The organism is Pseudomonas sp. S2_A05 (assembly GCF_054668485.1).
Genome location: NZ_CP162775.1, coordinates 4,709,481 through 4,723,888 on the forward strand (window position 1 = coordinate 4,709,481; position 14,408 = coordinate 4,723,888).

The window sequence follows — 14,408 nt, forward strand, 5'->3', positions numbered from 1 at the left end:
TGAAAATCCCTGAAACCACAGGGCTGCAAGGTTACACAAAAACCGTGTAGGAGCTGACGAGTGAAACGAGGCTGCGATCTTTTGATCTTGCTTCAAGACTCCAGATCAAAAGATCGCAGCGTGCCGTAGCGCCTACAGGGATGCCGCAGGCTTGCGCGCGATAATCACCTGACTCTTGGCCACCACCGCATCCAGCGCCTGCTTGATCTGCGCGCCGCGCGGGGAATCCAGCACCGCTTGCCAGGTATTGGCCCAGTGCTCGAGCATCGGGTGATCGGGGTTGCTGAGATCGACCTTGGCTTCCCAGAACAACATCATCCACATCGACCAGTAGAAGCCATATTTACTGTGGCTGATGATCTCCAGCCCGGCGTCGCTGACCATGGCCTTGAACTGGTCTTCGCTGATAATGCGTATGTGATTGGGTTTCTGGAAATACTCCGGCGCGGCGATGTCCTTTTGCAGGTCCTCGGAGCTGGGATGCGGCACGCTCAGCAGATACAAAGCGCCCGGCTTGCCGACACGCACCAGTTCGGCGAGAAACTGCGCGGGATCATCAACATGCTCGATCACCTCGGTGCAGACCACGCGCGTCGCCGTTGCCTCGGCAATCGGTAGCGGGTTGCAGTCGGTAACGTGGCATTCGATGTCCCGGGCCGGGGTGTCGCTCAGACGCCGGCGCGTGGCCTCGACCTTGGCGGTATCGATATCGGCAAGAATGATCTTCGCCCCGCGCATACCGCAGAAGTGCACGTTGCCGCCATCACCGCAGCCGACATCAAGCAGCGTGTCGTCGGCGCTCACGGCGAACCCCGTGTACAGCTCGTGAGTTTCCTGGTTGAACCAGCCGCTGAGCTTCGCATCGTAAAGGCCGAGCATGTACGGGTCGACTTTGTCGGCGACCGCAGCGACCGGTTCTGCTGCAGGCTGTGCAGGCGCTGTCGCCGAGAGTTTCTTCAAAAAGCTCAGCATGAGGTGGCTCCGGGTGAGGTAACTGCAGTTCGGGAGGTGCCGAGGCGCTTGACCAGTGCAGCACCGCGATTGCGCATCGGCATTTCGACCACGCGGTAGTTGAGTTCGCTGAGGAGCGCGATCAGGCCAAAGGCAATCAGCATCGTAATGATGGGATGTCCGGCGGGGCTCGGCAGGCCACTGCTCTGCAAGCGAAAGATCAGTTCACGCACCAATAGATACGCCGGAATGTGAATGAGGTAGATACCGTAGGAGCGGCTGCCGATCCATGCCAGCAACCGCTGCAAGCGTCCGGCAGGCATCAGGTAGTCACAGTTGTACGAGGCGATCCAGACCAGCAGCGCACTGAGCACGGCGATCGAACCGATCCGATAATTGGCCAGGGTAAAACGGTCGGTGGCCATGAAGCTCAACAGCGCTCCAATGACCATCAACGCTGAAATGCCAAGCCATGGTCGGCGCAAGAACGAGGGCTGCCAGCGCTGAAAACCCGGCTGCGCACTCCACATCGCCAACAGCACGCCAAGGGCCAGCGCATCGGTGCGTACTACCATCAGCAAAGGCGTGCGCACAGTCAGAATCTGCACCGCCACCAGCGCCAGCAATGCCCAGACCAGGTGTCGGCGAAACAACAGGATCAGCAACGGAAAGAGCAGGTAGAACTGCTCCTCCAGCGCCAGGCTCCAGTAGACGAAACTGCTGCCGTATTCGTATTGGAAAAAGCTGTCGGCGAAGCGGAAATTGGCGTATTGCAGCACCCCGGCCAAGGTCGCCTGAAGATTGGCGGATAGCGTGCCGAACGCACCGGACCGGTTGAAAAACACACAGGCCAGCAGGATCACCGCCAGCCATAACCAGGCCGAAGGCAACAGGCGAAAAGCCCGGCGCAGCCAGAAATGGCGCACCTGTTGCCAGCGCTCCTGACCCGTCGTGCAGCCTTGCAGCACCGGGATCAAGCTGCGGGCGATGACAAAACCGGAGATCGCAAAAAACAGGTCGACGCCCCACCACGTCTGCGCCCATTCGTGGATCCGGGCCAGCGACGGCACCGGGTCAGTGAACAGATTGTCCGGCAAATGGTGGAACAACACCGCGAGCACCGCGACCGCACGCAGGACTTCAACGTCCATGATGCGCTTGGCGTTCATGCTTGGGGGGCTTCCAAGGCAGGCGCACGATGCTCGAACAACTGCGTCAGAAACCCTCGCAAACGCTGTTCAGCCACAGTCTGGCTGCAGAACGCCTGCAAACTGTCGACTGCCTGCGCGGACATATCGGCATAGCGCTGCGGCTGGTTTTTCGCGACATCGTAACTGGCCCGATAGGCCTCGCATAACGAGGTCCAGTTGGTCACGTAACGCAGGGTTCGAAAGGCCTTGCGCGGGTCGTGAGGCCAGGCTGTCAGCTCATCCGTGGACTCGATGAGAAAGGCATTTTCCGTGCTCAGGTAATCGATCATCGCCGTGGTACGCGGCGCCACCGCCGGCTTGCCGCAGGACATGAATTCCATCAGCGGCAGGCACTGGCCTTCACCGTACGAGGTGTTGACCACATACCGCGTGGCCTGCACCAGTTGCTCGTAGTCCGGATCGGCAAGGTAACCGTAGATCAGAACGATGCGGCAGCGGTAAGACTGGTTCTTGTACAAGTGGTGGAGGATATCGCTGAGCGCTTCTTCGGCGTCGTGGTGAGTGAGCTTGAGCACCAGCGTCGCGTCTTCGACATCGCGAAAACTAACGCAAAAAGCGCTGAGCATGTCTTCCCAGTTCTTGCGCCCGTCACCGGGATTGAACACCGAGGTATAAACCACTCCGTCAAGCACCAGCGTCTGCTCGGAGGCCGGCGCGGCGAAGTCGATGCCGTCGCCGCTGCGCAGGTGCGCCGGCCCGAATGCATTCAGATTGAGGGTGCGGCTGTCCGCGACCAGACCTTTGATCGTCAGGCTGTAGGCGGTGGCCAGGGCTTGCTCGGGCATTTTCGCGCCACGGGCAGCAAAGCGGTCCCAGACCGGCGCCGGCACCGCGACGATCGGGTACTCGGCACCCATCGCCTCGTGCACGGCATTGACCGTGTAGCTGGAGTGGGTGATCGCTGCGCCACAGGCATGCAAGACGCTACGCCAGTCATTGCGCGGCTCGCCCGCAAAGGCTTCATTGGGGATCGTGCTGAACTCCCACGCAAACACCGGCAGCGTCGGACAGGCCAGCTGAACGGGAGTGCGATGCGGCGGCGAGAACGACAGAAACACGCAGGGCTCGCCACGGCTCAGACACTCCAGATACAGAGCATCGACTTCCGTCTGCGGATCGGCCACTTCCACGACCCGACCGATGCGTTCGAGCACCGGGCGATACTCCTTGAGCACGAAGTAATAGCTGTACTCCGAACGCCCGAGGTTCTGCGCAATGGTGTGCCGGTTGGTTTCCGAATGAATGATGATCAGCATGAGGCGTTATCCGTCACAGGCGCAGCATCGTTGGGGCCTGCTGTCAGCGCAAAGAACTCCGCGAGCCGTTTGCGCACCGGCGCGAAGGCGCAGTATTGCTGCATGCGCGCGACGGCGGCGGCAGACATCCGCTGATACTCCTGCGGCTGGGCCTTGGCCATTCGATAGCTGTTTTCGTAGGCGTTTTTCAGCGAGCCCCAGTCGGGGCGGTGCCGCAGCGTGCGGTAGATGATCCGCGTGTCCTGCGGCCAGATCGTCAGCTCTTCACTGGACCTGACCACGAACGCCACCGAGTCATCGATGTAATCTTCCATCGCCGTGTGATCGGGGGCGATCACCGGTTTACCGCTGGACATGAACTCCATCAAGGGCAGGCACAGCCCTTCGCAGCGTGACGCGTTGACGTAGAAACTGGCCGCCTGATAGAGCCTGGCGTACTGCGCGTCGTCGAGGTAACCGTGCATCACCACGACCCGACAGGCGAACGGTGTGAGTTGCGCCAGCAGGGTCATCAACTCGCTGTAATAGGACGCCAGATCATTCTGGGTAATCTTGAGCACCAGCGTCGCGTCGGGCGTTTCGCGGAACGCCCAGCAGAATGCGCTGATCAGTCGATGCCAGTTCTTGCGGCCATCCTTGGGATTGAATACCGAGACGTACACCACACCCTCGACTGTGGTTTCGACCACCGATGAGGTGTCCGGCAGATCGAGTGGCGCCGGTTCGATCACGGGCACCGGCGCAGCGCCGCACACCTCAGGCCAACGCTGTTGCAGCCAGCCATGCAACGCGTCCGGCAGCAGATCGCGAATGCCCTCCCAGTACCAGTTGTGCAGAAATTTCACCCGCGGCACCGGTTCCGTCTGTTCGCGTCCCAAGTCCAGTGCCCACAGGCGCAGATAATGTCGAGCAATGACCAGTCGGCGTTTGAACGTCAACGGTGGCGGGCGCGCGGCTTCAATTGCTGCGGCCAGTGCAGCCTGCTCTTCAGGGCTGATTGGCGTTGGGATCAGCGCATCGGCTGACAGGCCGAGGGTGCGCGAATCGAAAATACAGCCCTTGATCGCCAGTGCAGTCCCGGGATTGACCGGCATGGGTTGGTGTTGCTGACGAATCGTTGCGAAGCTGTCCCACAACGGCGTCGGCAAAACCAGCACCGGGAACGCTTCGCCCATGGCGCGGCGGATGGCCGTTGCCGTGTGGCTCGACAGAGTGATGACCCGGCCGTGGCGTGCGAGCATGCGTGTCCAGTCCTGACGCGGATCGTCGTCCCACTGTTCATCGGGGATCGAATCGAACTCCCAGGCCACCACGCAAATCGTCGGGCATTCCAGATCAACCGGGGTCTTCTGCGGTGGGGTGAAGGACAGGAACACAGTGTCTTCACCTGCGGCGAGCAATTGCCGGTAAATCACATCGACGTCGGCGACAGATCCGGCCACGTGCACGCGCCCCAGGCTTTCCAGCACCGGGCGATAGGCTTTGAGGACAAAGTAATAGCTGTATTCCGGACGCCCCAGACTGGCACTGATGGAGCTGTCGTTGACGTCCGAGTAGAGAATGAAATTCATGGCATCCCACGATGAAGCGCCATCCCGGCGACTTCATGCTATGACGGCCGCGCGTCGGATCGGGTCGGCAGGGCCGGCACTCGTCCGTCATCATCGGGCACGTCTCTGTTCTTGTTTTAGTGGTCAGTTTCACCCCGCGTCGCGGCGTCCGGAAAACAATCGGCCAACTCGCGACGAAGGCCATTCTAAACACATCCATCGCGAGTCCGGGAACCGCCGGGCGAGAATAAATCGGACTATGCTGACGAGAACTGACCAGTCACGGTTTGCCCGGTTGAAATTGCCGAGCAATTGGCACAGATTGGCAACCAAACAACTACAACAACGGCTTCGCCTGCTGTTTGCGCGGATATTCCCCGCTGTATTTCAGACTTATCCCAAAAGCATCCGGGAAAGCGGCGCGAGTCATGACCAAGGGGTCGCTGTTTGAAAAAACGTCTGTTCGTCACGGGCCTCAGCGGCTTCGTGGGACAACACATTCAGTCTCGTCTGGCTTCGCCGGGATCGTCGTGGGCGCTGCTGCCTGCCGCATCGGCCTACGACCTTACGAACGCCGACAGCCTCATCGACCTTTGGCCCGAGATGCCGGATGCAGTCATTCATCTGGCCGGACAGACCTTCGTGCCGGAGGCCTTTCGTGACCCGGCCCGCACCCTCGATATCAATCTTTTCGGCACCCTCAACCTGTTGCAGGCGCTCAAGGCTCGCGGCTTTGCCGGCACTTTCCTGTACGTCAGCTCCGGCGACGTTTACGGGCAAGTCGGCGAGCAGCACCTGCCGATCACCGAGCAACAACCACCGCTGCCACGCAATCCGTACGCGGTAAGCAAACTTTCAGCGGAGTTCCTCAGTTTGCAATGGGGCCTGAGTGAAGGCTGGCCAGTGCTGGTCGCACGCCCGTTCAACCACATCGGCACCGGGCAAAAAGACAGCTTCGTCATCGCTAGCGCAGCCCGGCAGATCTGCCGCATCAAACAGAGCCTGCAAGCACCGCAACTGCAAGTCGGCGATATCGACGTGACCCGCGATTTCCTCGATGTCGGCGATGTGATTCGCGCGTACTTCGCATTGCTGGAAAACGGCACACCGGGGCAGGTCTACAACATCTGCTCGGGCCGCGAGCAAAGCATTCGCAGCCTGATCGAGCAATTGGCCGATCTGGCCGAAGTCGACGTTGAACTGGTGCCGGATCCGGCGCGCATGCGTCGCGCCGACCAGCGCCGCGTCTGCGGCAGCCACGCAAAACTGGCCAACGCCACAGGATGGGCGCCAGCCATCACCACACAACAATCCCTGCGGGCGATCCTGTCCGACTGGGAGATGCGAGTACGACAACAATGACAAAAAGTGCACTGATTACCGGGATTACGGGCCAGGACGGCGCCTATCTGGCCAAACTGCTGCTGGACAAGGGTTACAAGGTTCACGGCCTCGTTGCTCGACGCAGCAGCGATTCACGCTGGCGCCTGCGCGAGATGGGTGTCGAAGCCGACATTGTCTACCTCGACGGCGACATGGCCGATGCCTGCTCGGTGCAGCGTGCGGTAATCAAATCGGCACCGGACGAAGTCTACAACCTCGCCGCACAGAGTTTTGTCGCCGCCTCCTGGGATCAACCGGTGACCACCGGCATCGTCGATGGATTGGGCGTGACACACCTGCTCGAAGCGATCCGTCAGTTCAGTCCGCACACGCGTTTTTATCAGGCCTCGACCAGCGAAATGTTCGGCCTGATCCAGGCTGAGCAACAGGACGAGAACACGCCATTCTACCCGCGCAGCCCTTACGGCGTAGCCAAGCTCTACGGCCACTGGATCACCGTCAACTACCGCGAAAGCTTCAACCTGCACGCCAGCAGCGGCATCCTCTTCAACCATGAATCACCGCTGCGCGGCATCGAATTCGTTACCCGCAAAGTCACTGACGCTGCCGCGCGCATCAAGCAGGGCAAACAGCACGAGTTGGCGCTTGGCAACATTGACGCCAAGCGCGATTGGGGCTTTGCCGGCGATTACGTCGAGGCCATGTGGTTGATGCTGCAACAGGACAAACCCGACGATTTTGTGGTCGCCACGGGCGTCACCACCACCGTGCGCGAAATGTGCCGCATTGCCTTCGATCACGTCGGCCTTAACTACCGTGACTACGTGAAGATCGACCCGGCGTTTTTCCGCCCGGCCGAAGTCGAAGTGCTGCTCGGCAACCCGGCCAAGGCCCAGCGTGTGCTGGGCTGGAAACCGAAAACCGACCTGGATACCTTGATCCGCATGATGATGGATGCGGACATGAAACGCGTCGCCAAGGAGTAGGCCATGCTGATTCCGGTGATTCTGTCCGGCGGTGCCGGCACCCGTTTGTGGCCGGTGTCCCGTGAGGGCCACCCCAAGCCGTTCATGACCCTGCCCGACGGCCAGTCGCTGCTGGGCAAGACCTACCAGCGAGCGGCGGCGTTGCTGGACGGCTGGGGCGACATCGTCACGGTGACCAACCGCGAGTATTACTTCCAGAGCAAGGATCACTATTGCGCGGCTCAGGTGTCGCGCCATCGCGGGCACTTTCTGCTGGAGCCGAGCGGGCGCAATACCGCACCGGCGATCGCAGCGGCAGCGCTGTCATTGCAGGCGCTGCATGGTGACGACGCAATCATGGTGGTGATGCCGGCGGATCATTTGATCGTCAATCAGGACGCCTTGAAGTGTGCGGTCGAGCACGCAGTGAATCTGGCGAAGGACGGTTATCTGGTGACCTTCGGCGTGGTCCCTACCGCGCCGGAAACCGGCTTCGGCTATATCGAAACCGGTGCGCCGCTGGACGCCAGAGGCGCGGCCAAGGTGCAGCGCTTCGTCGAGAAACCCGACCTGCAGACCGCCACGCATTACCTGGAGAGCGGCAACTTCCTGTGGAATTCGGGGATGTTCTGCTTCACCACCGCGACACTCATTGCCGAACTGCAACTGCACGCACCCGAGTTGCTGGAACAGACCCGCGCCTGCATGGCCGTCAGCGCACCGGTCGAAACGGTCGGCTGCCTGCAACAGGAGTTGTCGTCGACCCTGTTTGCCGAAATCACCGACATCTCCATCGATTACGCGCTGATGGAGCGCTCGGAAAAAGTCGTGGTGGTGCCTGCCGGTTTCGACTGGAGCGACATCGGTTCGTGGAGCGCGGTCGCCGCGCTGATTCCCGCCGATGCCGACAACAACCGCGCCAGCGGCGAAGCGATCTTCATCGACAGCCACAACAACTTCGTGCAGAGCGAAGGCCGGCTGGTGGCAACCGTCGGCGTGGATAACCTGATCATTGTCGATACCGCCGACGCGGTGCTGGTGGCCCATGCCGACCGTGCGCAGGATGTACGCCGCGTGGCGAAGCAACTCAAGGACAAGTCCCACGAAGCCTATCGCCTGCATCGTACGGTCAGCCGTCCGTGGGGCACCTACACCGTTCTGGAGGAAGGCCCGCGTTTCAAGATCAAGCGCATCGTGGTCAAACCCGGTGGCAAGTTGTCGTTGCAGATGCACCATCACCGCAACGAGCACTGGGTGGTGGTCGAAGGCATGGCCAAGGTCACCAACAACGGTTCCGGCACGACCCTGGTCGCCAAGAATGAATCAACGTTCATCGCCGCCGGCCACAAGCATCGCCTGGAGAACCCCGGGGTGATCGATCTGGTCATCATTGAAGTGCAAAGCGGCGAATATCTGGGCGAGGACGATATCGTTCGCTTCGAAGATCAATATGGCAGGACGGTCTGAATGCTGCTTTCCCTGTACCGCTCGCTGCACAGCTACCGTGGATTCATCCTCGGCAGCGTGCAGCGCGAGTTTCAAGCGCGTTATCGCAATTCGCTGTTCGGCGCGCTATGGCCGATTTTCAATCCGCTGTCGATGATCATTGTCTACACGGTGATCTTTTCCCAGATCATGCGCGCACGTTTACCGGGTATGGACGACAGCATGGCCTACAGCGTCTACCTGTGCGCTGGTCTGCTGGCTTGGGGACTGTTTTCCGAAATAACCCTGCGCAGCCAGAACATGTTTCTGGAAAACGCCAACCTGCTGAAGAAAATCAGCTTCCCGAGGATCTGCCTGCCGGTGATTGTATTGATCAATGCCGGGATCAATTTCGCCATCATCATCAGTCTGTTTCTCGGTTTTCTGCTGATCACCGGGCGCTGGCCGGGAATGGCTTTGCTGGCGCTGATTCCGCTGATTGCTCTGCAAATGATGTTCTGCGCCGGGCTGGGTATGGTCCTTGGCGTGTTGAACGTGTTCTTTCGCGATGTCGGCCAGTTGTTCGGAATCTGCCTGCAGTTCTGGTTCTGGCTGACACCGATCGTCTACCCGATCACGATCCTGCCGGAATGGGTGCAGCGCCTGCTGCAACTCAACCCGCTGACCAAGCTGTTCAGCAGTTATCAGAACCTGTTTCTCTACGGTCAGTGGCCGGTATGGAGTTCGCTGCTGCCGGTATTCATTACTGGCGTGGTGTTCTGTCTGATCGGTCTGCGGCTGTTTCGCCAGCGCGTCGGCGAAATGGTGGATGAACTCTGATGGGACATATTCGCGTCACCGGCCTGGGCAAGGCCTATAAGCAATACCCAAATCGCTGGGCACGGCTGGCCGAGTGGCTGATTCCGTTTTCGCCGCTTCGGCATCAACAGCACTGGGTACTGCAAGATGTCGAATTCGAGATTGCTCCGGGTGAAGCGGTGGGTATCGTCGGCGCCAACGGAGCAGGCAAAAGCACCTTGCTGAAAATGATCACCGGCACCACTCAACCCACCCAAGGCAAGATTGAATTGCAAGGGCGCGTCGCAGCGCTGCTGGAGCTGGGCATGGGTTTCCACCCAGACTTTACCGGTCGGCAGAACGCAATCATGGCCGGTCAGTTGTTGGGCATGCAGCTTGAAGAAATCCAGGCCCTGATGCCCGATATCGAGCGTTTTGCCGAAATCGGCGAAGCCATCGATCACCCGGTCCGCACTTACTCCAGCGGCATGCAGATGCGCCTGGCGTTCAGTGTCGCCACCGCCCGGCGCCCGGACATCCTGATCGTCGACGAAGCGCTGTCGGTGGGCGATGCCTATTTCCAGCACAAGAGCTTCGAACGCATCCGCAGCTTTCGCAAATCCGGCACGACGTTATTGATCGTGTCCCATGATCGCTTCGCGATTCAGTCGATTTGCGACTCGGCGATCCTGCTCAAGGATGGGCGCGTGGCCATGCGCGGCAAACCGGAGCCGGTTCTCGATTATTACAATGCGCTGATGGCCGAACGTGAGGGTCAGGTAGTACGCCAGGAAACGCTCGCCGGCGGCGAGGTGCAAACGGTCTCCGGCACCGGCGAGGCGGCGATTCTGAGCGTACGCCTGCTCGATGAAAACCAGCGCAGCATTGAGGCTGTCGAAGTCGGCCAACCGGTGGTGCTCGAAGTGCAGGTCGAAGTGCGCAAGGACATCGAACGGCTGGTGCTGGGCTTCATTCTCAAGGATCGCCTCGGCCAGATGATGTACGGCATCAACACCCACCGGCTGAACAAGGCATTGACCGATCTGCGCGCCGGTGAACGCTTCACCTATCGCTTCGCCTTCATCATGGGCCTGGGCAAAGGCAACTATTCGGTGTCGCTGAGCCTGTCGCGTCTGGACTCACATCTGGATCGCAATTTCGAGTGGCGTGACTACGGGATGGTGTTCCAGGTGATCAACAGCCGTCGGGAAGACTTCGTCGGCTGTACCTGGCTGGACGCTAAAACCACCATCAGCCGCGACACCGAGGCCCGGCCTGTCGAGCGTGCGCCATGACCCGCCTCTTGGTTGAATGCACCCACGTATTCAAACACCCCAAGATCAATTCGGGGATCCAGCGCGTGGTGCGCAACGTCATCAAGCAGCTGCCCGCCAGCGCTGACGGCGTTGAGTGCTTGCCGGTGGTGGTGATCAATCGCCAGCTCTACCGCGTGCTGCAACTGGCGCCACTCGATACACCGTTCTGGAACAGCCTCGAAACCTTCGGTGAACGCCTGGAGCGCCTCGCCCATCGTTTCTGGCAGTGGCATCAGCGCCGTGATGCGCGATGCACTTCGAAACTGGCGCGGCGGCTCCTTTACGCCAGCTATCGGTTGACCCAGTTTGCCGTGCTCGGCCTGCCGATTCGGCTCGTCAGACGGATCAATCGCAGGCAGCTGCTTAAACGTTGCTCGCCGCTTCAACACCACCCGGGCGATCAACTGGTGCTGCTGGATTCATCCTGGCACTCGGACTTTTTCGCCCATGTCGAGCAGCTCAAACGCGACGGCGTCGGCATGATCGCGGTGATCTACGACCTTATTCCGCTGACGCATCCGCAGTTTTACGACACGCGGCTGGTCGAAGTTTTCAATGAGTGGTTCGCCTGGATCACCCGCACGGCCGATGGCTACATGGCGATTTCCGCCACAGTGCGTGATCAGGTGCGTGGCGAATTGCAGCGCAGAATCGGCGCTGACCAGACTGACAGTCGCTGGTTTGATTTCTTCCATCTGGGTTCCGAACTCGATCTGCATCACAGCGCAGCATCGGTCGAACCACGCCTCAAGAATCTGTTCGCCGGGTCCGAAGCGATCTTTCTGATGGTCAGCACCATCGAGCCGCGCAAGAACCATGGGTACCTGCTCGACGCCTTCGAACGCGCCTGGGCTGCCGGTTCGACCGCACGCTTGTGCATCGCCGGGCGTATCGGCTGGAAATGCGAGGCGCTGCTTGAGCGAATCCGCAATCATCCGGAACTGAATCGGCGCCTGTTCATGTTCAATGACCTGAGCGACACCAGCCTCGAATACGCCTATGCGCAGGCCAGCGCGTTGGTGTTTCCTTCGTTTGTCGAAGGCTTCGGCCTGCCGCTGGTGGAAGCGATGCAACGCGGGTTGCCGGCAATGGGCAGCGACATCGCGGTATTCCGCGAAATCGGTGGCGAGTTCATGGCGTATTTCGATCTGCTGGATCCACAAAGCCTTGCCGATCTGATCGAAACCTATCAGCGCAGCGGACAGTTTCCCGCCGCCCGCGACGTCGCTGACTGGCGCTGGATCGGCTGGCGCGAGGCCAGTGAGCAGTTGGCGACACGCAGCCTTGCCCATGTTCAGCAGGCCCTGCGCGTGCAAGCGAGGCCGCATGCGCATTGCTCTTAACGCCCGCATCCTGCAAGCGCCGCGCACCGGCATTGGCCACTACGTCGCCGAACTGGTCAACGCCTTGCGCAGCGAACCCGATGTGGACGTAAGCCTGTTTCACGGATGGGGCTGGAGTTCGGCCCTGCCGGACGCGGCCATGCCCGGCTACTCGCGCATGACGCCATTGCTGCGAAAAATTCCCGGGGCCTATCAGGCACGCCGCTGGCTGGAGCAGAAACGTTTCGATCAGGTGCGTGCACAAAAGATTGATCTTTATCACGAGCCAAGCCTGTGGCCGCTGGCCTTCGACGGCCCGACCGTGATCACCCTGCATGATCTGACGCACCTGCATTTTCCAGAAACCCAGCCACCTGCACGTTTGAGGGAAATCGAACGTCGTCTGGCCGCCGGCGTGGAGCAGGCGCGGGTCATTCTGACCGATTCGCAGGCGATCGCTGACGAGGCGCAGGCCTACTTTAATCTCCCTGCACAGCAATTCGTTGTGGCGCCGTTGGGTGTGTCCGAGCGCTTCCGTCCCCGGCCACTTGAGGAAATCGACAGTGTGCTCAAGGCTCACGCCGTCCAGGCACGGGAATATTTCCTCTGTGTCGGCACCCTGGAGCCGCGCAAGAACCTGAGCCTGGCGTTGCAGGCCCACGCCCTGCTGCCAGACGCCGTGCGCCAGCGCTTTCCCTTGTTGATTGCAGGCATGGCCGGATGGCAGCGCGAGCAGTTCAGCGAGCCACTGCGCCAGGCATTGGCCAGCGGCCACGTGTGCCTGCTCGGCTATCTGCCCGATGAGCAATTGGCGCAACTGCTGGCCGGCGCCCGGGCGCTGATATTTCCGTCGTTGTATGAGGGCTTTGGCTTGCCGGTGCTGGAAGCCATGGCCAGTGGCACACCGGTGGTGACCACCCGTTCTTCGGCGATGCCGGAAGTGGCTGGCGCGGCTGGCAACTATATTGAAGCGGACGATGCCGAGGGTCTGCGTGATGCAATGGGCCGGCTGATCGACGACTCGCTGCATTGGCAGGCCTGCCGCGAAGCGGGATTGCAGCAGGCGGCACTTTTTTCCTGGCAACGTTGTGCACAGGCTACGGCTGGTGCCTACCGCCAGGCCATGGGAGGTTGAATGCGCGTTCTTCATTTCTTCAAGACGTACCTGCCCGATTCGGTCGGCGGCATCGAACAAGTCATCTTTCAGTTGTGCGAAAGCGGCGCTCAGCATGGCATCGATGGGCAAGTGCTGACCCTCAGCACCAATCCGACACCGCCCGTGGTGCAACTGGGTCAGCACGAAGTACATCGGGCGAAGCTGGATGTCCAGTTCGCCTCGACCGGGTTTTCCTGGAGTGTGTTCAAGCAGTTCCGTGAGCTGGCCGCCGAAGCCGACGTGATCAACTATCACTTCCCCTGGCCGTTCATGGACCTGGTGCATTTCGCCAGCGCCGTGAACAAGCCGAGCGTGGTCACCTATCACTCGGACATCATTCGCCAAAAGCATCTGCTCAAGCTCTATCGGCCACTGATGAATCGCTTCCTCGCTAGCGCCGACCGCATCGTTGCTGCATCGCCGAACTATCTGCACACCAGCGATGTGCTGCAGCAGTTTCAGGACAAGACCCGCGTTATCCCCTACGGCCTGAATAAAGCAGGTTATCCACAGCCCGATACCGAACGCATGAACCGCTGGCGCCAACAGCTTGGGGATAAGTTTTTTCTGTTCGTCGGGGTGATGCGTTATTACAAGGGCCTGCACATCCTGCTCGACGCGCTCAAAGACATCGATTATCCCGTGGTGATTGTCGGTGCCGGTCCGCTGGAGCAGGAACTGCATGCACAGGCCGCCGCGCTGGGCCTGCGCAATATTCATTTCCTCGGCCGTCTGAGTGACGAGGACAAAGTGGCGTTGCTGCAATTGAGCTATGCGATTGTCTTTCCTTCGCACCTGCGCTCCGAGGCTTTCGGGATTTCGTTGCTCGAAGGCGCGATGTACGGCAAACCGATGATCTCCAGCGAAATCGGCACCGGCACCAGTTTCATCAATATCCACAACGAAACCGGACTGGTGGTGCCGCCGAGCAATCCACAGGCCTTTCGGGAAGCCATGCGTACGCTATGGGACAACCCTGAGCGTGCCGCCGAGATGGGCGTCAAAGCGGAAGTGCGCTATCGGCAGTTATTCACTGCCGATGAAATGGGCCGCAAGTGGACAGAGCTGTATCAGGAACTGCTGGCTGAAAAGGCTCTGTCCTACGCTTGAGTGG

12 protein-coding genes are annotated in these 14,408 nt (G+C 60.3%); 8 read left to right on the top strand and 4 right to left on the bottom strand.

Features of this window, described 5'->3' with window-relative positions:
* Positions 1-132: 132 nt before the first annotated feature.
* The 4 genes from AB4O12_RS21490 to AB4O12_RS21505 are packed head-to-tail and all read right to left on the bottom strand — an operon-like array spanning position 133 to position 4,989.
* Positions 133-972, bottom strand: a complete 840-nt coding sequence (locus tag AB4O12_RS21490) for a class I SAM-dependent methyltransferase (protein ID WP_460059707.1) — start codon at positions 970-972, stop codon at positions 133-135.
* Positions 966-2,120: an acyltransferase family protein gene (locus tag AB4O12_RS21495; RefSeq protein WP_252877157.1), complete on the bottom strand. Its 1,155-nt coding sequence runs from the start codon at positions 2,118-2,120 to the stop codon at positions 966-968. Before AB4O12_RS21495 ends, AB4O12_RS21490 begins: the two co-directional genes overlap by 7 nt.
* Complete coding sequence (locus AB4O12_RS21500; protein WP_460059708.1) at positions 2,117-3,418, bottom strand: glycosyltransferase; 1,302 nt, start codon at positions 3,416-3,418, stop codon at positions 2,117-2,119. Before AB4O12_RS21500 ends, AB4O12_RS21495 begins: the two co-directional genes overlap by 4 nt.
* On the bottom strand, positions 3,412-4,989 hold the full coding sequence (locus AB4O12_RS21505; RefSeq protein ID WP_460059709.1) for a glycosyltransferase: 1,578 nt from the start codon (positions 4,987-4,989) through the stop codon (positions 3,412-3,414). Before AB4O12_RS21505 ends, AB4O12_RS21500 begins: the two co-directional genes overlap by 7 nt.
* A gap of 426 nt (positions 4,990-5,415) precedes the next feature.
* On the opposite strand from AB4O12_RS21505, the gene AB4O12_RS21510 reads away from it, so the two are divergent.
* Genes AB4O12_RS21510 through AB4O12_RS21545 form a run of 8 tightly spaced genes read left to right on the top strand, consistent with a single transcriptional unit; the run spans position 5,416 to position 14,404 of the window.
* Positions 5,416-6,330 (top strand): GDP-mannose 4,6-dehydratase, encoded by a 915-nt coding sequence (locus AB4O12_RS21510; RefSeq protein ID WP_460059710.1) that lies wholly within the window; start codon positions 5,416-5,418, stop codon positions 6,328-6,330.
* Positions 6,327-7,298, top strand: coding sequence for a GDP-mannose 4,6-dehydratase (gene gmd, locus AB4O12_RS21515; RefSeq protein WP_105704732.1), 972 nt, complete (start codon positions 6,327-6,329; stop codon positions 7,296-7,298). Before AB4O12_RS21510 ends, gmd begins: the two co-directional genes overlap by 4 nt.
* Positions 7,299-7,301: 3 nt before the next feature.
* Positions 7,302-8,744, top strand: coding sequence for a mannose-1-phosphate guanylyltransferase/mannose-6-phosphate isomerase (locus tag AB4O12_RS21520; RefSeq protein WP_095181176.1), 1,443 nt, complete (start codon positions 7,302-7,304; stop codon positions 8,742-8,744).
* Positions 8,745-9,542 carry an ABC transporter permease gene (locus tag AB4O12_RS21525; protein WP_460059711.1) on the top strand — a complete coding sequence of 266 codons (798 nt, stop codon included), beginning with the start codon at positions 8,745-8,747 and terminating at the stop codon, positions 9,540-9,542.
* Entirely contained in the window at positions 9,542-10,795 is a 1,254-nt protein-coding gene (locus AB4O12_RS21530; protein WP_095181174.1) for an ABC transporter ATP-binding protein, read from the top strand. The genes AB4O12_RS21525 and AB4O12_RS21530 overlap by 1 nt, the downstream gene beginning before the upstream one ends.
* Positions 10,792-12,159, top strand: a complete 1,368-nt coding sequence (locus AB4O12_RS21535) for a glycosyltransferase family 4 protein (protein ID WP_460059712.1) — start codon at positions 10,792-10,794, stop codon at positions 12,157-12,159. The genes AB4O12_RS21530 and AB4O12_RS21535 overlap by 4 nt, the downstream gene beginning before the upstream one ends.
* Entirely contained in the window at positions 12,143-13,273 is a 1,131-nt protein-coding gene (locus AB4O12_RS21540; protein WP_150637253.1) for a glycosyltransferase family 4 protein, read from the top strand. Before AB4O12_RS21535 ends, AB4O12_RS21540 begins: the two co-directional genes overlap by 17 nt.
* Positions 13,274-14,404 (top strand): glycosyltransferase family 4 protein, encoded by a 1,131-nt coding sequence (locus AB4O12_RS21545; RefSeq protein ID WP_460059713.1) that lies wholly within the window; start codon positions 13,274-13,276, stop codon positions 14,402-14,404.
* Positions 14,405-14,408 lie beyond the last annotated feature (4 nt).

Excerpts from the sequence above, each read along its gene's own strand:
- AB4O12_RS21490 (WP_460059707.1), bottom strand. The coding sequence starts at position 972 with ATGCTGAGCTTTTTGAAGAAACTCTCGGCGACAGCGCCTGCACAGCCT.
- AB4O12_RS21495 (WP_252877157.1), bottom strand. The coding sequence starts at position 2,120 with ATGAACGCCAAGCGCATCATGGACGTTGAAGTCCTGCGTGCGGTCGCG.
- AB4O12_RS21500 (WP_460059708.1), bottom strand. The coding sequence starts at position 3,418 with ATGCTGATCATCATTCATTCGGAAACCAACCGGCACACCATTGCGCAG.
- AB4O12_RS21505 (WP_460059709.1), bottom strand. The coding sequence starts at position 4,989 with ATGAATTTCATTCTCTACTCGGACGTCAACGACAGCTCCATCAGTGCC.
- gmd (WP_105704732.1), top strand. The coding sequence starts at position 6,327 with ATGACAAAAAGTGCACTGATTACCGGGATTACGGGCCAGGACGGCGCC.
- AB4O12_RS21520 (WP_095181176.1), top strand. The coding sequence starts at position 7,302 with ATGCTGATTCCGGTGATTCTGTCCGGCGGTGCCGGCACCCGTTTGTGG.
- AB4O12_RS21525 (WP_460059711.1), top strand. The coding sequence starts at position 8,745 with ATGCTGCTTTCCCTGTACCGCTCGCTGCACAGCTACCGTGGATTCATC.
- AB4O12_RS21530 (WP_095181174.1), top strand. The coding sequence starts at position 9,542 with ATGGGACATATTCGCGTCACCGGCCTGGGCAAGGCCTATAAGCAATAC.
- AB4O12_RS21535 (WP_460059712.1), top strand. The coding sequence starts at position 10,792 with ATGACCCGCCTCTTGGTTGAATGCACCCACGTATTCAAACACCCCAAG.
- AB4O12_RS21540 (WP_150637253.1), top strand. The coding sequence starts at position 12,143 with ATGCGCATTGCTCTTAACGCCCGCATCCTGCAAGCGCCGCGCACCGGC.
- AB4O12_RS21545 (WP_460059713.1), top strand. The coding sequence starts at position 13,274 with ATGCGCGTTCTTCATTTCTTCAAGACGTACCTGCCCGATTCGGTCGGC.